The 19,732-nt window shown below is 39.9% G+C and carries 11 protein-coding genes; 4 read left to right on the top strand and 7 right to left on the bottom strand.

All coding sequences use genetic code 11. The features are described from left to right. The first annotated feature begins 145 nt into the window (after positions 1-145). Entirely contained in the window at positions 146-3,970 is a 3,825-nt protein-coding gene (locus tag J7E57_RS10320) for a DUF4157 domain-containing protein (RefSeq protein ID WP_410522684.1), read from the top strand. Between the two features lie 8 nt (positions 3,971-3,978). After that, on the top strand, positions 3,979-4,863 hold the full coding sequence (locus J7E57_RS10315; protein WP_215127692.1) for a hypothetical protein: 885 nt from the start codon (positions 3,979-3,981) through the stop codon (positions 4,861-4,863). An 18-nt stretch (positions 4,864-4,881) separates the two neighbouring features. Here J7E57_RS10315 and J7E57_RS10310 read toward each other — a convergent pair whose 3' ends face one another. The 5 genes from J7E57_RS10310 to J7E57_RS10290 form a co-directional block, all read right to left on the bottom strand. Next, positions 4,882-5,319 carry an SH3 domain-containing protein gene (locus J7E57_RS10310; protein ID WP_215127690.1) on the bottom strand — a complete coding sequence of 146 codons (438 nt, stop codon included), beginning with the start codon at positions 5,317-5,319 and terminating at the stop codon, positions 4,882-4,884. Further along, entirely contained in the window at positions 5,292-5,861 is a 570-nt protein-coding gene (locus J7E57_RS10305; protein WP_215127688.1) for an N-acetylmuramoyl-L-alanine amidase, read from the bottom strand. The genes J7E57_RS10310 and J7E57_RS10305 overlap by 28 nt, the downstream gene beginning before the upstream one ends. Before the next feature lie 153 nt (positions 5,862-6,014). Then, positions 6,015-8,393 (bottom strand): penicillin-binding protein 1C, encoded by a 2,379-nt coding sequence (gene pbpC, locus J7E57_RS10300; protein ID WP_215127686.1) that lies wholly within the window; start codon positions 8,391-8,393, stop codon positions 6,015-6,017. Between the two features lie 123 nt (positions 8,394-8,516). Continuing rightward, entirely contained in the window at positions 8,517-9,065 is a 549-nt protein-coding gene (locus tag J7E57_RS10295; protein WP_215127684.1) for an REP-associated tyrosine transposase, read from the bottom strand. Between the two features lie 133 nt (positions 9,066-9,198). Beyond that, entirely contained in the window at positions 9,199-14,796 is a 5,598-nt protein-coding gene (locus J7E57_RS10290) for an alpha-2-macroglobulin family protein (RefSeq protein WP_215127682.1), read from the bottom strand. Positions 14,797-15,009: 213 nt separating this feature from the next. On the opposite strand from J7E57_RS10290, the gene J7E57_RS10285 reads away from it, so the two are divergent. Beyond that, on the top strand, positions 15,010-15,432 hold the full coding sequence (locus tag J7E57_RS10285) for a nuclear transport factor 2 family protein (protein WP_215127680.1): 423 nt from the start codon (positions 15,010-15,012) through the stop codon (positions 15,430-15,432). A gap of 111 nt (positions 15,433-15,543) precedes the next feature. Here J7E57_RS10285 and J7E57_RS10280 read toward each other — a convergent pair whose 3' ends face one another. Continuing rightward, positions 15,544-15,948, bottom strand: coding sequence for a hypothetical protein (locus J7E57_RS10280; RefSeq protein ID WP_215127678.1), 405 nt, complete (start codon positions 15,946-15,948; stop codon positions 15,544-15,546). 85 nt (positions 15,949-16,033) lie between these two features. Next, complete coding sequence (gene topA, locus J7E57_RS10275; protein ID WP_215127676.1) at positions 16,034-18,595, bottom strand: type I DNA topoisomerase; 2,562 nt, start codon at positions 18,593-18,595, stop codon at positions 16,034-16,036. Between the two features lie 594 nt (positions 18,596-19,189). Here topA and J7E57_RS10270 point away from each other — a divergent pair. Further along, on the top strand, positions 19,190-19,702 hold the full coding sequence (locus tag J7E57_RS10270) for a glutathione peroxidase (RefSeq protein WP_057934336.1): 513 nt from the start codon (positions 19,190-19,192) through the stop codon (positions 19,700-19,702). The last annotated feature ends 30 nt before the right edge of the window (positions 19,703-19,732 follow it).

Raw genomic sequence — 19,732 nt, 5'->3', positions numbered from 1 at the left:
TGTATTGGCATATGGAAATTCTCAAGCTAAGTCTGTTACACATAGCAGGCCTGGGGCTGGTTGTGTTCAGGCTAAACTAAAAGTAGGTGCCATAAACGATCCGCAAGAGAAAGAGGCCGATCAGGTAGCCGAACGGGTAATGCGAATGCCGTCTAATACAGGTTTTGCGATGTCGGGTTCTGGTACACCCGCATCAGGAATGAGTGTGCAGCGTAAATGTTCTAGCTGTAAACCGGAGAAAAAAGTATCGCGTAAAGAAAGAGCAGTAATGAGAACCCCTGTCAGGCCTTCGATACAACGTAAGTGTACCAGTTGCGAAAACGAGGAGAAAGCATCAAGAAAAGAAAAATCTAAAATAAATGAACCACCTAAGTTGCAACGTAAATGTGCCAGTTGTGAACATGAGGAGCAAGCATCGCGCAAAGAACAAGAGATAGATGAACCTAAATTACAGCGTAAATGTGCAAGCTGCGAGAAAAAAGAAAAATTATCACGCAAAGCGGAAGAACTTAAAGAAATAGATCAACCAGAAGCATTGCAAGCCAAATCAGAATCAGCTTCTGCTGCTGGAGGCAATGCACCATCGAGTGTACAATCTGGTATTGCCGCAACAAGGGGCGGAGGAACCACTTTACCTGGACATGTTAGTCGCGATTTGGGCAGTAAGATGGGCGGCGATTTTTCGGGAGTAAGGATTCATGATACTTCCCACGCCGCTAAAATGAACGATAGCATTAATGCCAGGGCATTTACCGTAGGCAATAATATTTACTTTAATAAAGGCGAGTATAACCCAAATTCGCAAAACGGAAAGTTTTTGCTAGCACATGAGTTAACGCATACCATGCAGCAAGGGGCATCGCCAGAAATACAGAGATATAGCTGGGATGAATTTACAGGAGATGTAGCGGGTGGTGTTGATGCAGTAGGTGAAGGATTGAGCGATGCGGCTGGTGCCGTTGGAGACGCCGCAAGTGCTGTTGGTGGAGCCGTATCTGATGCCGCAGGTGCAGTTTACGATGCGGGTGTAGATGCGGTAGATTGGCTTGCAACCCAGGCGGGCCAGGCCGCACAGGCATTGGCCGATGCATTTGGTGTAGATGTAAGAATAACCACCAGTGGTTTGGAAATTGATATTCCTGGTGGTTGCCCGTTGGATGGACATAGTCAGCAGTTTACCCTGGATGCTATAGAGGAGGATTTAATGATCCCGATTTTTGCTATGCCAATCGCTCCTGACGTATTCATTTCGGGCGAAGTTGGTATTACAGGTAGTATTACACCAGAAGTTCAGGTACAGATAGGACCAATTTGTTTCGACCCGACACATATTTTAATCAATCCTTTAACCAGCAACTACAGCATCAGCGGAGGTATTAGTATTACCAGTGCTTTATCATTAGGTGCAGAATTGCGGGGAGGAATAAAAGGTGAACTTAGTTTAAGCGGAATTATACCAGTTGGGCCAGTGCCCGTACCGGTAAGTATTCCGCTCTTAAGTGCCGAAGGTGGCCCGGCTGTATTTGTTAGGGCTATTGGTATGCAAACCACACATATTGGTGGCTCATTATCATATGGCGGAGGTACAATTACGGCTAGCCCTGATGTAGATCTGGATTTTGGCGTCGCTGCTGATTTATTTGCTGGTGCTTATGCGCAGCTGAGCGTGCTTGGCTTTAACCTTTGCCGGATTTATTGGCAACCATACGAATGGCATGGTGATGCAGCAGCCTCACTTGGTTTATCGGGTAGCATTAGCGGTGTACCTGGTGTTGGGGTTACAGGTGTTAGCGTAGCTACGCCAACTTTAACCGGTATTCCTTTTGATAATGTTGGATTGGCCATCGATCGGAGCCAGGGTTTTACAGATGATTGTCCACTTTTGACCGGCTTATGTGGTATTTTAAGAGCCCTGAATTACCTGCCATCACAAAATGGTGGTAGTTGGGATCCAACAGGTACGGGGCATGGGCGTAAATTTGGTCCTGGACCTAGACTTGCAGGCCCTATGGAAGTATATCAGAAAAATCCTGGCATTACAAGCTTGGCCGAATGTAGGGGAGCCTGTGGGGTAAACTGCGATACCTGTGAGCATTTAGGAACGAAAAGAATTCTTGATCCAGTTACTGGAATTACTTGGATATACGACGATTTTCAAGATTGTAATACACATGATGGTTGTAGGCAGCACGATGCCGGATTTGATTGGGCAGCTGATGTTAAAGGAGAAACAGGTGCCTGGGCGATGATTTTACCTTGGCATATGGCCGCGAACATAGAATGTGGCTGTAATAATTTAGCCGGAAATTGTCCGGCTTGGGCATTTGGTTTACCGCCTTATGATGGAAAAATGTATTTTGCCGCTTCCGCGAAGCCAGTACCTCCTGTAGCTCCAGTTGGCCCTGTACCACCTGTAATAACCAGTGATGACCCTATAGGTGAGGTAGGACCCGACTTTTATCATTACAGCGCGAGAACGCCTTCGGGTAATTTTTCAGCGGGAGTAGAAAGATGGACAGATTACAGAACCAATTGCCGTGCAGAAGCACAGGCGGCAACAGGTGTACCTGATAATTTTAATTATATTTCTACCTTATCTTCTTCAGTTGCCGATTCGTACATCGATCGTGAACAGTATAATACAAGGTATGCAACTTCTAAAATTTACGGCATTCGGTACCCTTATAATCACTATACTAATCATACCGAAATACCATCAGGCAATTATTCAACAACATCATTAAGTATATTCACACCTAACTGCAGATCGGCTGGTACCTATGGAACGCCAACTGGAAATGAAGAACAGGATTTAGCCAGTTGTGATAGACATGAACTTCCACCAGATTATTGTGAACAATTACGCAATAGGGTAATAGATCGTTTTGGAGGTAGAGAAAGAGATTTAGATTTTAATCCTGATAATGATATAGACGAAGACCGCAGAAGAGTTGATGATACGCCTACATCGCCAGAATTTAGGCGACTTTTTAATCGTTTGGATAGTTGGGACTATTTTATACAGCGCAAGCATAACGAATGGTACAATGAATTTGATACAAATTTCCAGGTAAAAAGAGATAGAAAAGCCTGGATGGATGAGCTAAAATTAAGGACTGAAGAGTTTAAAGCACAATTTAGAGATCTACAAAGACAAGATACTCAGGAGCTGGTGGATAATTTTGAAAGAGATGTACTGCATGAAATGGAGGGTAGGATAAGTCAAAGAATTCATGATATTGCAGTTTGGTACAAACAAAAAACTGGCTCTGATGAAAGTCTGGAAGAATTGACTGAAAGAATTCATGCAGAGGGAACCGAATTATGGCGAGACGATTGGAGAGCGGCAATACTGGCTGTTAATCGCGTATTATCACGGTTATGGCCTCCTGCAAAAAACCAGATTATAAGCTGGGTTGCAGGCCAGAGGGCAGCAAATCCCAATGTAGACTTTAGCGGCCCGATAAACGATATAGATTATGTTGGTAGTTTGGCGACTGGTTACAAAGGTGTACCTAAACAATTTGTCAGGTTTAATCCCCGCAATTTTGATGTAGATGCCAACATTGTGGCACCACCGTTAGAGCGGTATGCTGTAGATGTGAAACACATTACACCAAAACATAACCGTATTTTTGCGATAGGACACCGCACGGATATAACACCTTTAATTACATTTTGTAATGATGCACATCGCGAAATGACGCCAATACCAGGTTACGATGCCAGCGAACAGTTTGATGTTGTAATTGCAGCATCGGCAACCCCTGGCCAAGATAGAACCAATGATGGCATCAATAGGGTGTATGCTTTGCGCAGACAACTCGAACCCGAACGTTACACAGCAATGGTAAACGAGTTGAGGGCAGCAGGATTACTGGTAGATGAAGAAGCGGGGTGGCGGCTAAAACCAGAGCTTTCAGAAGAAGAGATGAACACTTTTAACCAGATATTGGCCCGGTATGAATAAAAAATAAAATGACTGAAACAAAGATCTTGTACCATTACCTTTTGCATTATATAGCGGCCGATAAAATTGATCATCTCTCTGATGAAGATAGATTAACTTTAATCAAAGCTATTGTAACCTCCGGACCATCTGATGAAGCATGGAATGCATTGATCGAGCTTTTTTTTGCCTGGCCAATCGGTCAAGCCAGACTTGATGCAATCAAACTGGCCAATAATCTTATGGTAGATTGGCCTATATCACAAAGGCGGGTAAATAGCGCATGGGGTAGGGTAATCAATAACCAAAAACTTACCGATATAACATTGCTCGCCCGTAGCATGGCAATAAATAGAAATGAAGGTATGGGAGGTAATGAGTTAGCAATTATTGCTTCATCTGTTTATGCCATAAATTTGGCAGAAATCAATATTGATAGAAGCAACGTTAATGTAGAGGCTATGCTTGAGCTAACCCATTCAAAATTTTTGGATGCGTTAAATACACTTAATATGAACGGGCTTACACTTTCTGACGAAAAATTGAAAATTTTATTTAACCCGGAAACATTGATGGCGCTTAAATCGTTAACGTTAAGAAACTGCGGGATAAGTGGAAAAAGAAGTCAAATTATTACGGAATCTAAGCTTTTTAAACAAGTAGAAAATATTAACCTATCGATGAATACGATTAGTGATGAGGGCGCTCATTTTATAGTCGAAGCGGGTACAATCCCACAACTAAAGCACTTAGATTTAAGTGAGAATTACATCAGTGACGAAGCGGCCATTCTGTTATTGAATTCGGGTAATATGCCTAATTTAACAGAACTGATTCTAAGTAAAAACAGCATAAAAAAACCAGAAATATTATTTAAAGCAGCAAAACGGAATAATATTAGCGTTGTAATTTAAAATGCTGTATCAAATAAATCAATTCAAAAATTCCTTCTTTACCCATTTATTATCGCTACTTATTTTACACCAGCCATTACTTTCTTCAACAATAAAAACCTCCTGATTTTTTGTAAGTGCAGAAACTTTGGGGAAGTTGGTGCCTGGCCCACTTCTTACATTTAAGGTAGTGGCATTTACAGTTGCCCTGATTACATTTTTGGTGAAGTTTCCATTTACCCAATGCTGTTGTGATGCTGATATTTTATACCAGCCGTTTTTTTCTCCATACACACGAAGAATAGCCCCTAAGGTTGCTGGCTCAACTCCTGTAACTTTTTTACTTTGGGCATTCGCGTCTTCCCTAATGTTTAAGCTATCGGCGGTAACTGCAATATATTTTATAATATTTTGTGCAGGTTGTGGAACGGCACCATTTAAAGCTGCACTTACCAGTGGCAAAAATTTTGATTGCAATTTTCAACCTTGTTACCGCCAAAAAAATTAGTACCCGGGCAGGTTTTATTATTGCCTGTTCCATTGTTTCTTACCCCGGTGGTTAAATTAAACCAATGGTGATAAACTACATTGTCGCTGTTAACTGCGACACCGAATTTTTTACATAGTGCTGCCGTTATTCTTACAATCGTATTTTTGTGCTCAACGGTCATTAAATCCTTTCCTGTGTCGAAATCCCCGAGATTTTCAATACAAATGGCATTCATATTGAAGCCCAAAATACAAGCAGGGGTACTTTCAAGGCTTCTACCCGTCAAAATTGTACCATCGGGAAAAGTAGTAAAATGTTGACCAATATCCATCCAGCCATTATGGCTAACATGGTAACTTTTCATTCCTTGCTGTAAATCAAAGTGATTATTACCCTTAAAATTGATGTAGCTCGGACTCCAGGTGTGGTGCTCCTGAATGTGTATGATGGTTCGGGCAACTCTTAAATTTGAAATCCACGTTTCAAATTCATTAATATCCATTTTGGTAAAACCGAATTTACTAGTCATAACAAGATTGGTTTAAGGTAAAACTTAACTGTCACAAGGAGGAAAATTTTTGAAATTCTAAATGTTCTACTAAATATACTGAAAGTAGTTTAAATTTTTATAATCTTTTTATTATCAGTTTGTTGTGTTTTATTTTTTTCTTATAAATTGCCTTTATCTGTTGTTTTTTTCTTTATCCAAAACTGTAAAAACCTGTATCAACCTTTCGCCATTTTCGTCAACCAGGGTTAAAGTATGTTTGCCAGGAGGAGGACTGATTGCTAATTGATGAAAATTGGTTGTAGTGGCTACATATTCATGATCAATGTGCCAATATATTTTCGAACTGGAATTTCTGTGCGCTGCATTAATCACAATTTTACCTCTTGTTCCATCTAGTTCTAAGGGAATGTAAACTATTGCATTGTTTTTCGGGTAAATTACCTCCATTACACTATTTCCACCTGAAAGGTCACAGCCATCTTTAAAAGGAGGTAGGGATTTATAATCGCTATTTTTTATTTTGTAATAATATTCCATTGCTGGTGGTAAAATAAACCAGCTTTTGTGCTGCATATGGGTTATACTTTCACATTGGTCGGTAACCCTAAAAGTACCTGTTTTGTCCAAATGAACTAATTTATGGAAAGGACAAACGGCAGTTTTCTCTCCTGCAACAGGCACTAATTCTTCTGTCACATTTGTACAGTATTCTCCGGCTTTATAACCGCTCTGCCTGCATATTTTTATCTTTTTAAGTTTGGTGGCTGGTGTTTCGAACCATTTTCCATTGGGCAATAACCTGAAAATATCAAATAGAACCGGGGCGGCTGCTTCAATCCCTACCAGGCCAGGTCTTCCTTCTCCGTCGGCATTGCCCACCCAAACACAAACCACATAATTTGGCGTTAGGCCAACAGCCCAGGCATCGCGAAAGCCAAAACTTGTTCCAGTTTTCCAGGCAACTCTTTGCGATGAAGAAAACTGCTCCCATAAACCTTCATCGCCTGGGCGCATTACCTCTTCCATTGCATTAAAAGTAGCCCAAATTGAACCATGGTCTAAAAAAGAGGTGCGCTGATAATCTTTTTCATCTTTATTTTCGCTATTGAAATAGCTTGCAGGTTTATAATCTTCAGGGTTATACAAACCTTTATAGGTATTGAAATGGTTTAACGTGCGCACCATGCCCATGTAGGTATTGGCCAAATCCCACATCGTAACTTCGCTACCGCCTAAAATTAACGACAATCCATAATGATCTGCTGGTTGGTTAAGTGTTCCTATTCCAAGTTTTTTTAGTTTATCGTAAAAACGTTCGTATTTGTATTGCTGCAGCATTTTCACCGCAGGGATATTTAAGGAGCGGCTCAGCGCTTTATCAGCAGCAATGGCACCATCGTAGCCCAGGTCATAATTTTGTGGTGAATAGCCCGCTATTTGAGTTGGGATATCGGCGACTAATGTGTGCGGTAATATAAAGCCATCATTCATCATACTGGCATAAAGCAAGGGTTTTAAGGTACTGCCAGGACTTCGTGGCGCTTTAATCATATCCACGTGGCTTTGCAGGTCAGCATTTTCTGGCTGATAAATATTACCTATATAACTTACTACTTGACCGGTTTTGGCATCGAGTACCAGCGCCGAAATATTATTAATGTCGTTTGCCCGGTAACGGTTATTGTACCGTTTTAATATGGCATTAACTTTTAGTTGGATATTTTCATCCAGCGTAGAAGTAATTCTGGTAGAAGAGATTTTAAGACTCGCTCGTTCTATTTTAAAACGGTTCAACAGATGCGGCGCATTTTGGGGTAGAGGCATAGGCTTACCTGGAACGGGTTCTAGCTTAGCTAAATCGGCCGTTGCCTGATCGATGTATTTTAGTTTAGCCAGCTTATCTAATAAATCGTTTCTTTTTTTAATTAATCTCGTCGAGTTTTTACCCGGATGAACCAAAGAAGGACTGTTGGGCAATACAGCCAATGTTGCCATTTCACCCCATGAAAGGGTTTTGGCATTGCGACCATAATATCGCCAACTTGCCGCTTCTAAGCCCACAACATTGCTGCCGAATGGCGCATTTGCCGCATATAGGCCTATAATTTCCTCTTTTGAATATTTTGTTTCTAAGCGTAAAGCTAAAATTACCTCCAATAATTTCTGCCAAACTGTTCGGTCCTGTTTTCGCGATAAACGGATTACCTGCATACTTAATGTACTACCACCACTAACTACGCTTTTAGCTTTCCAATTCTGGCGCATGGCCCTGCTCATGGCCAGAAAATCAATGCCAAAGTGGCTATAGAACCGCTTATCCTCGAAAGCAATGATGCAATCTTTAAATTTTACAGGAACGCTGTCTGCCACAGGGAACCGCCATTGTCCATCGCTGGCAATTGCTGCACTTAATAAATTGCCATTGCTTGCCTCAATTACAAACGAAGTAGGTGTTTTAAACAGTTTTGAGGGTAACGAAAAAAGAAAAGCCAAAAGCAGGGCCAAGCAGATAACATCCGAAATGAGGAAAACTTTTGGGATTTTGTTCATTTAATTATTAACTCTAGTCTTAGCGTCTCGCTAAGACATTTATTATATATTTTTTCCAAAAGTCGTAGCGCGACGCTACCACTAGATACTGGACATTTATTATTTCAAAATATTAAAAAGTTATTAAATAATAATAAGATCGATTTGCCCCTTTCTAATTTGATAATAATCGCCGGCACTACTGTTAATCCAATCTTCTTCTTTTTCTACAAAGCCTGCCTTCACAGGATTTTGGTGGATATAATTTAAACGCTGGTCTAAAATTTCATTAGTATCGAGCTCTATGGGGTGACTGTGCTGTTGCCAAAATTGAAAATCTTTATTTCTTTCATTTTGATTTCCTAATTTTTTCATAATGTCTAACATCCATGATTTTCTGCTTTCAGTATAGCTATTCTCAATCGCTTTTCTTAAATGTCTCGAAGTAAAACTTTTAAAATCTCGTACAATGTCAGATAAAATTCCATCTTCGGTTCCAATAATTAAATGAATGTGATTTGTCATAATGCAATAGGCATATAATTCTAATCCTTTTTGTTTTTGACAAAACCTTAAACTATCATAAATAATGTCAACGTATTCTTGCCTTGTAAATACGTCAATCCAATCTACAACGGTGAAAGTCACAAAATGGAGTTTAGTATTATCATGAAATTTGTACTTTCTTCCCATTTTTATTTTGCAATAGATATCTAGTCTTAGCGTCTCGCTAAGATTCTCGGTCAGTGTTAATCAATTCAACGTTAATGTATTTATAGGTCGTAGCGTCTCGCTACGACCAGTATCTGCGATTTACATCAATCCCTTACTTTACCACCTGCACCCACTTGCCTGCTTCAGTAGCCGAAATATCATTATTGTACATTGCTTCGCATTGAACAGCTGATAAGTAATATTTACCTAAATAAGAGGCATTAAGTAATACCTTGTAAACTAAACTTTCGCCTTCTCTTACATTAAAATAGGTGAAAACGCGGTCATCTCTGATATCCTGATAAGTAAAAGGAGATGAGGCTAAAATGCTCTGATTATCATTAACGCGGGTATTGATAATTTCCCAACCTGAAGGGAAAATCTGTGTTAGCGCCATTTGTTCGTAATAACCCATTCGGCCAGGATTTTTTACGGTTACCTCCGCATAAAAATCTGTTCCCTGTTTTAAGGTAGTCGGATCCAGTACTTTACCGTTTAAACGTTTATAGGTCACGTTCATATCCAATACCTCTGGTCGGTTTGGCAAGAAATTGTTCTGACCAGCAATTGGCTGTCCTTCTAAAACCAAACGGACAAACAATACATTATTGCCATTATTGGTAATAGAAGCCGTATTTCCTTTAAAAGTTACAGGTGTACTGTTGATGTATTGATTTGAACTTACAGGTGCCGATTTTCCGTCTAGTACATACTGATATTGCAGTTTATTTGCCGATTGGTTTGAACCACAGAATTTTGCAATAGCCAATAAACTATAAGCGGTTGTTTGGGTGCTGTACCAGGTGTTTTCGCCAAGTTTAGCAGCTAAAGGTTGTAGTAAACTCGCAGCTTTTGCTTTCTGACCGAGTAGGGTTAGGGTTTCTAAAATCATGGCTTCATCGCGTACATCGGAGCCATAAGTTCCACCCAATTGTTTGTAAGCCTGAATGGATGTATCTAAACCTCTGATCATATTTTGAGCAACATCATTTTGTCCGGCCAGTTTATAAGCAGCTGCCAATCGCCATTTTGCAGCGATTGATAAATATTCAAACGCTTTTAAACGGTTCATTGCTGCCATTTCAGGTTTTTTAGCCAATGCAAGCATGTATAAACGATAGGCCTGAGATAAATCTCCTCCATAAAAATTATTGCTATTTGGTGCCCAGTTGGCGGCTTTTGATTTTTGAAAGCGCAACAGTTCATCCAAAAGACCAACGGGAAGGGTATAACCAGCATTTTGTGCTTCAACCAGGAAATGACCGGCATAATTGCTTCCCCATTCATCAGAAGTACCTTCTCCGGGCCAGTAAGACAAACCACCATCTGTAGCCTGGAAGCCTTTAATTCGGTTTATTCCAGCTTTAATGTTTTTCTCTGTTGTGGCTTTTTGCTGCTCATTCAACGGACTTAATCTATCTAAAAAGAGTTGAGGAAATATACCCGAAGTAGTCTGCTCAATACAGCCATGCGGATATTGGATAAGGTAACTCAATCTTTTACCAAGATTGATCGCCGGAATAGAAGAGACCTCAAGTGAACCTGAATTTGTACCCGTCATACCGATTGGCAAATAGTTTACCGCCCATTTGGTATGCGGCTGAACCGTTGCAGACACCACATTGGTTACATAGGGGTTTGGATTTCTGATATCCATTTCCACATCGTAAACTGTTTTTTCAGCTCCACTTTGTGCAATCACTTTTACTTTGGCAATGCCTACTGTGTTGGGTGCTTTCACCTCGAAATAGGTCATTTGCTCACCTGTTTGTTTGTAGTAAAGCTGCTGTTTGTTACTACCTTGAATAATTAAATTATTTGCCTGGAGTTGTACGGATACATTTTTAAGATTGTTCTCTGTAGCAAAAACGGTTACTGGTAAGGTGAAACTTTCTCCCGGACCGATAACCCTTGGCAAAGTAGCCAAAACCATTAACGGCTTCTTAACCTGAACTGATTTTTCGGTAAAACCATATGCAGCATCCTGTCCGGCAACTACCATAGCTCTTACCGCACCAATATATTGTGGCAATTTAAATTTGTGTGTTTTACTTTCGCCTTTGCCAATAGTAAATGGCCCCATAAATTTAACCACTGCTTTAAAACGGTTGGCTTTTGCTGGATTTAAGTTCTTGTTGATGCTACCATCACCACCAATGCTTAAAATGCGTTCCAAATTCCCTCCCCATGCGCCTAACACATAGTCGAATAAATCCCAGGTTTTTACGCCTAAACCTTCGCGGGCATAAAATGCACCATGTGGATCAGGTGTTTTAAAACGTGTTAAATCTAATAAACCTTCATCTACGAGGGCAATGGTATAGGTCATTGCTTTGCCGTTCTGCTCAGCTACAGTGATGGTGTTTTCGGTTTCAGGCTTGATTTTATCCAACATTTTTATGGTTGGTTTCAGGATGGTCTGCGGATCTTCAACCGAAAGCGGAATAGCACCATACATTCTAATTGGTAAATCGTTAAGCGTTTGTGCATGAGGTTGCAATAAAGTAATGTTGGCAAAAACATTAGGTGCCATCTCTTTCTCGGCTTTAAACTTAAATTGCGTTTGTCCGGCTTTGGTATCTACCCAGAAGGTTTTTAATACCCGGCTTCCATTTTCAATGGAGATTAACGCTCTTCCGTTTTTACCAGTTGGGATGGTTAAGGTAATATCCTCTCCAACAGTAAATTTTTCTTTATTAGCAGTGAAAGATAACATAGACGCCTCAGTTGGGTTGCTGCCCTGTTCGCGCTGTGCCCAGCCCGGCCAATCTACATAAACAGATTTTCCGGTAACATGTCCACCATTGGCATCACGCACCAAAATTAAATAACGGCCCCATTCTGGTTCATCAACACGTAAATCCCAGCTCCCTTTTCCGTTAGTCAGATTCACTTGATGGCTTTCTACCAATTTGTTATACTGGTTTTGGGTAAAGTTAGCGTAGGTATACTGATCGTCCTGTTCCCACCACCAACGCCATTGTGTTTTATATAATTCTACCTGAACGGTTTTGGTTCCGCTCAACAGTTTTCCATCGGTATTTACATTTACAATTTCGATTTTATGCGCTTTGCCAGTAACCAGCATACCACTCAAACGGTCGCCTTTTTCTGGTCGGATACCCAAATAACTGCTATATACATGATAGGGTATGCTAAAATTATCAATGCTGAAATTACCTCCTGGTTCGAAAACTTTGGTGGTAAAGTTTGCCCTTAACACGCCAGGAGCGGTATTGTTCTCATTGAGGTTGGTGTTAATCTGAGCTGTACCGTTCTGGTTTAAAGTGCCTTCAAAAATGGTTTTAACCTGCGATTCGAAGTTAACCGTTGGGTTATCGAAACTAAAACCCTCAAAACCTTTAAATTTGGTTTCCGTAGTGTTCAAGTTTACATCAACCTTAGCTTTTAAGTTTTGTGCAACGGCACCGAATAGCCATTTGGCCGATAGGGTAGCAGCTGATGTTCCTGAGCTTAAATATGTTCTATTGCCAACGTTGAAATCAATTTTCAAACGGTTTGGCATTACGGTTTCGATTTTTAGGGTTTTGGTAAATGTAGCTCCACCTGCTTTAACTTTCGCCATCCAGTTGCCGGTTGGCGCTGTACTTTCAGTAGCGGTTTTAAAGGTGTAGAATCCATTTAAAGGTTTGCCATTGATTAATCTTTTGTAAAGCTGACCTTTTGGGTTATAGAATTCCATGGTTACCGGATAATTGGCCGGCAGTTTTTTTAGTTTGTCTTCCAGCACGAAAGAAACAAATAAACTGTCGCCTGGCCTCCAAACGCCACGCTCGCCATAAATAAAGCCTTTTAAGCCACTTTGAACTACATCACCGCCAACATCGAAGCGACTTAATGGAAGTGAGCTTCCATCGTCTAATTTAAGGTAGCCTCGTTCTGATCCATTTTTAGCGATCAATAGGAAAGGCTGACGTTTCAGGTCAAAACTTGCAAAACCATCACCATCAGTTTTAGTAGTGAATATGATCTGTTTTTGGTAATCCATCAACTCCAGGTTTACACCACTTAATGGCTTTGCTGTCAATAAGTCTGTTGCAACAATAAGCATACTGTTATCGTTACCGCGTTTGGCTACCAAACCAATGTTTGAAGCAATTAAGTTTCTGCTGGCCCAGCGCTGATTGGTGTAAAATGATGGCGTACATGGGTTGTCTTTATCATTCCACCTGTAATTTGGCGGGTAATAATTGTTGTAACGTTGCCAAAAATCATCGTCTTCGTCAATCTTTTCGCCATAACCCTCGTAATCTCCGTATTCACTTTCTTCATCACTATTACTGCCCTCTGCTTTTTCTTCCCCTGCTTTGCAATTGTAGGCGTTATATCCCTGTCTGAAAGCAATGGTAACCCTGTACATGGCACCTGGTTCTGTACGGATCATCTTATCCAGATCGAGGGTGAAACGATTCTTTTTATGGAGGTTAAGTGCCTTATCTTCATCTAATCGCACCGTTTTTTGGAGAATGGGTTTCGCCACCCTACGCAGTTCGTTACCATCTTTATAGCTATTAGTTTGAAAAAACTGCGGTATATTATTTTCGTAAATTTTGATCACCGTAACATCAACGGCCTTTAAATTAATCGCTTCGAAAGGTAAAACCAGCTTTCCGGAGTTAGGTAAAATCGTACCTGCACCAGCAATGGTAACCGCCGGTAATTTATTCTCGAAAACAAGATTAGCCACTTTACCGTTTGGAAGTGTTTTCGCATTGATGTTTTCTACTCCTGCATTCACACTTAAAGTATAATTGCCTTTAAGTTCCTCGGCAGCATAAACTTTAACCTGACTGGCATCGATGGTGTACCTTAAATCGCTCAGATTGCCAAGCGTGATCATACCCGTTAAATCCTGTCCTACGCCAATGGGTTCAGAAAATTGTACCAATGCATAATCTTCTTCGCCCTGAATGGCTTTCATGTCCAGGATTTCGAATTTATTTATCGCCGGAACACGGATTTCTACTTCTCCTTTTTGTTCTGCATCAATGGCATCGCCATCCCAATCTATCTTTAAGTTTTGATCGTTGCCGGTTTTTTTTATGCTGTCGATGGTAAATTTTGAGGTATTTTTTGCCGGATCGTGCTGCCATTTGATTTTTAACTTTTGGTCAAAATCCAATGAAATCGTTTTCTCTATTTTATTGGTTTCTTCTACGTCAGCAGTAGCCACTTCGCCGGTTAATTTCATATAATCCATTGCAGTATTGTTTTGCGAAACCAATCCGTTTTGAGAGAGCATAATCCCTGGGGTAATTACTTTAAACTCAAAGTCGAAATCTTCAAGGCCTTTTTCTGTAGCAGAAACTTCCGAAAGTTTGAATGTAGCTTCGTAGTTTTTGCCAGGTTTGAGGTTTTCATCAGGTCTAAATTCAACCGTCTGTGGATCTATCCAATAGGTTTTGCCCGAGATAGAAGGGGAGAAGTCGAACAGTTCGCGTGAATCTGCTTTGCCCAGATCCTGCATGCCTGTTGCCGCATTGGCTAAATGAACTCTGATAAAACTCTTTTTGGAAATGGTTCCGGAAGTATAGGCTTCGATATATTTTGCATAAGCCTGATTTTCTTCATGATTTTTTTTCTTTCTATTGAAATAGATAAATACAATTGCCGCTATAGAAACAGCAAGCAATCCGATGAAGATAAATTTCTTTTTAGAGGAAGATTGGTAGGTAGATGGTTGTTCCATGTTTGAAATTCGTTAAGATAAATGGGGATATAATGTTACGGTAAAAGCAATAGATGTGTCGCAATTTATCCTTTGCATCCGAAACCCTATATTCCATCCGAAAATAAACTAAAATTCACGTTAAAATAAATTATGTTGAAAATTAACGCTTAGGGTTTGTTCCTTTGCATGGTTTTGGATAAGTTTACAACATTAACCCCAATACAACCAGATATGATAAAGAAATTCTTGATTTTTTCGAGCCTGTTAATTTCGACCAGTTTTTGTTTTGCCCAAAAAACTGAAGTAGAAGACGCCGTAAGCAAATTAACCAAACTGATGGTTACACCAGATAGTTTGGCGCTTGATAAAATAATTTTGAATAACCTAAGTTACGGGCATTCGAGCGGAAAGATTCAAACCAAGCAGGAATTTATGCATTCGTTACTTTCTGGAGAATCTGATTTTGTAGATATTAATTTAACTGATCAAACTGTCGTTGTTCAGAATAAAACAGCTTTGGTTCGTCATACACTAAATGCCAAAACAAATGATAAAAATATTCCAGGAAATGTGAAATTGTATATTCTTTTAATCTGGAGTAAAGAAAAATCGGGCTGGAAATTAATTGGAAGACAGGCCGTTAAGGTACCTTAGTTCAGTTTGGAGTTGAGCGTGCATGATGCAGAAGAAATAGTTCGGAGATCACAACGCAAAGTATTTGAGGCGATAGTAAAAACTCCAAACTCACCACTCCAAACTCCATACTTATTTAATCATCACCCCAGGTCTGTTTACCAGCGGAATCTTGATCATATTGAAATCGATGATGCTTTCAGGCAAGAAAATGAATTTCTTATCATAAATAGTGCTACCAATGTAATAGCTTAGCCAGTATTCGTTAGTTAAGCCGAAAACTTCAGGATCAATGGCTTCAACACCGGCAAAAGAATTGGCCTCCATGTCGCCTACAAAATGCCTTAAAACAGAAGTTTTTACCTGCTTTCCGTCTTTTTCTCCATAGCCTTTAGAGCTGATCAATACATTGGTTATCGGTTCGTTTTTTAAATTAACGAGATAAACCGTCCAGCTTTTTACTTCAGGTGTTTCGCCCATCAATACAACGGCCATTGCGATATCTTCAACTGTATTTTCTGGTAAATCTGCTTTCATAACCACTATTTGACGTCACTCTGAATTTATTTCAGAGTCTTGTATTAAAAGATGCTGAAACAAGTTCAGCATGACGACTTTATTTTTATTTTTTCTTAGCTACAGCCTTTTTAGCAGGAGCTTTTTTCTTTGCCGGTGCTTTTTTCTTCGTTTCGAAAGCATTAGGCACCTGCTCTACAATCATTTTCTTAACCACTTCTAAATCAATATCAACCAATTCTTCTGGTGTATATTTTTGCTTCGTAGCCTCGTTATTCCTCAATTTAAGCATCAACTTGCCAAAACGGATAAATGGTCCCCAACGGCCGTTTTCGATAGATATTTTTTCAGCATCCCAGGTTTTAATGTATCTGTTAGCCTCTTTTTCTACTTTTTTACCGATTAAGGTATTAATATCTTCTTGTGTCAAATTGTCGAAATCGTATCCCTTTGCAGGAATATTGATGAAAAGATCGTTCCATTTGATAAACGGACCAAAGCGGCCTTTGCCCTTTGTTACGCCTAAACCTTCGTAATAGGCAATAGGTGCGTCATCATCCATTTTCTGGCGGATAATTTCAACTGCTCTTTCGTAAGTAACCGATAAAGGCTCCTCGTTTTTAGGAAGGGAAATAAAACTTTCGCCCCATTTTACATAAGGACCAAAACGGCCAACACCAATCATCACTTCTTTACCTTCAAAATCCGGAAGCTGGAAAGGAAGTTTAAACAGCTCCAGCGCATCATCTAAAGTAATGGTTGCAACAGATTGTGTGCGCATTAAGCTGGCGTACCGAGGTTTTTCCTCTTCATCAAGCTCTCCAATTTGAACCAATGGTCCAAATTTACCTACTTTGGTGTATACATTTTTACCTGTTGCCGGATCTAAGCCCAATAAGCGCTCGCCAGTGGCACGTTCTGCAGTTTGAAGCGTAGTTTCTACTTCGCTATGAAATGGATTATAGAACGAGTGCAACATTTTAGTCCACTCTTGTAAACCCTGGGCAATTTCATCAAATTCTTTCTCCACCTTCGCCGTGAAGTTAAAATCGACAATGCCTTTGAAATGTTCTACCAAGAAATCGTTTACCACCTCACCAATATCTGTAGGGAAAAGTTTTTGTTTCTCTGCGCCGGTAATTTCAGATTTTACGTCTTTACTTACTTTGCCATCAACCAAAACAATGGCTGTAAATTTACGTGCTTTACCATCTCTATCTTCTTTAACCACATAACCACGATTTTGTACTGTAGAAATGGTTGGTGCATAAGTAGATGGTCGGCCAATGCCCAGTTCTTCTAATTTCTTAACTAAACTGGCCTCAGTATATCTTGCTGGCGGACGCGAATAACGCTCGGTTGCCTGCATTTCTTTTAAAAATAGTTCCTGCCCCTTGCTTAATGGAGGTAAAATTGCACCACCTTCTTTTTCTTCGTTTTCTTCATCATCGGTAGATTCCAGATAAACTTTTAAGAAACCATCGAATTTTAACACTTCACCTTCGGCAACCAAGTGTTCTTTTCTGGTTGAGGCAGTAATCTGAGCGGTTGTTTTTTCAAACAAAGCCTCACTCATTTGTGAAGCAATAGAGCGTTTCCAGATTAAATCGTACAAGCGTTTTTCGGAAATATCGCCGTCTACACTATGTCTGTCGAAATAAGTAGGGCGAATGGCTTCGTGAGCCTCCTGGGCACCAGCAGATTTTGTTTTATAAACACGGTGTTGGTGGTATTTATCGCCGTAAGCAGATTTAATCTCGGCGGCAGCTGCATTTAATGCAGTTTCTGATAAGTTTACAGAGTCTGTTCTCATGTAGGTAATCTTACCTGCTTCGTACAGTCTTTGTGCAACCTGCATGGTTCTGGCTACCGAAAATCCTAATTTTCTGGAGGCTTCTTGTTGTAAGGTTGAAGTGGTAAATGGGGCTGCAGGATTACGTTTTGCCGGCCTTGTTTCTAGACTGGTAATATCGAACCTGGCATTTGCACAGTCCTGAAGAAATTTTTCAGCATCAGCCTCATTTTCGAAGCGTTGTGGCAATTCTGCTTTTACAATTTCTTTTCCTTTGCCGGTAGCAAACTGGGCAGTAATTTTATAGGCAGCAGCAGCATTAAAGTTTAGAACTTCTCTTTCTCTATCAACAATTAAACGTACAGCAACTGATTGTACACGGCCCGCAGATAATGATGGTTTTACCTTTTTCCATAAAACAGGAGAAAGTTCGAAACCCACCAGACGATCTAATACACGACGTGCCTGTTGGGCATTTACCAGATTATAATCAATTCCGCGCGGACTATCGATTGCTTTTAAAATTGCTGGCTTGGTAATTTCATGAAAAACGATCCGTTTTGTTTTCTCCACTTTTAGGCCTAAAGTTTCGAATAAGTGCCAGGAAATAGCTTCCCCTTCACGGTCCTCATCGGATGCTAGCCATACCATTTCGGCTTCCTTAGCTAGTTTTTTTAACTCGGCGACAATGTTTTTCTTATCGGCGGGTACCTCGTATGTCTGCGCAAAATTATTTTTGATATCAATAGCCATATCACCTTTAACTAAATCGCGGATGTGGCCATAGCTAGATTTTACAAGAAAATCTTTGCCTAGGTAGCCTTCTATAGTTTTAGCTTTTGCGGGTGACTCGACGATTAATAAATTTTTGGCCATGAAATACGTTTTTGTGCAAATAAAGCTATAATTAAAGCATAAATCAAAACATGAATAGAATTAAATACAATTTTTTTATTAAATGCAGCGGAAATATGTTGGTTTATAGGTTGATTTTAATGTGGTTTTGATCTTTTTTTGGAAAGCAATATTAGTAATCTGTAGGTGAGGCTTTGTCCCGCCTTTTGCTACAAATCCTCAACCTCGTTCCTCGGTCTGCGGGTTTTTCGCTTCGGTCGGGTTTAGGTGGCTTGTGTTTACTGCTATTTAGATTTTAACGGCGTTGTGCCAAGCTGAAGATACAAAATGGCATCGGGCTGTGTTAATTAAACCAGATAGAGCGGAATAGCCCACAGCGTAGCGAGGACTATAAGCGATAGCGGGGCCGTAAACCGCAAAGAACCACTGCCCTCGATTTTCTAATCAAAAAAGACGCTTATTTGAGTAATGGATACATGCTTTCCTTTTCAAATCATACTCACAGTTTGTTCTATTAGCCAATTCTCTTACCTACTTTGCTACATTTAATTTACAACAACGTTACGTTGGCACAAGCTATTTGTGCCTATATTCGTATATAAAAATAAAACAACGATGATCAGCACAATTTTAATCCTATTAAACTTATTGGTATCTCCACCAAAAAATGTTTACGATTTCAGCTTTAAAACCATTGATGGTAAAGAAATTAAACTATCGAAATTTAAAGGCAAAAAAATCTTAATTGTTAACACCGCTTCTAAATGTGGTTTTACCCCACAGTATGAAGATTTGGAAAAACTTCAAAAGCAATATGGCAAAAAGGTAGTCTTAATTGGTTTCCCTGCGGGTAACTTTGGCGGACAGGAGTTTTCTACCAATGCAGAGATTAAAGAATTTTGTACTGGAAAATACAATGTGTCGTTTTTGCTTGCCGAGAAAAGCAGTGTTAAAGGTGATGATATTAGTCCATTGTTTAAGTATTTAACTTCTCAAACCAATACAGAAGAGCAAGGCGATATTAAATGGAACTTTGAGAAATTCTTAATTAATGAAAAAGGAGAATTGGTACACCGTTTCCGTTCTAAAACAAAACCTACTGACGAAGCAATTGTTAAAAACCTATAAAAGTTTAGCGTTTAGGGGTTAGCGTTTAAA

The organism is Pedobacter sp. ISL-64 (assembly GCF_018613605.1).
Lineage (GTDB): Bacteria > Bacteroidota > Bacteroidia > Sphingobacteriales > Sphingobacteriaceae > Pedobacter.
Note: the sequence above shows the minus strand (reverse complement) of the source record. Positions and strands in the feature narration are given on the sequence as shown.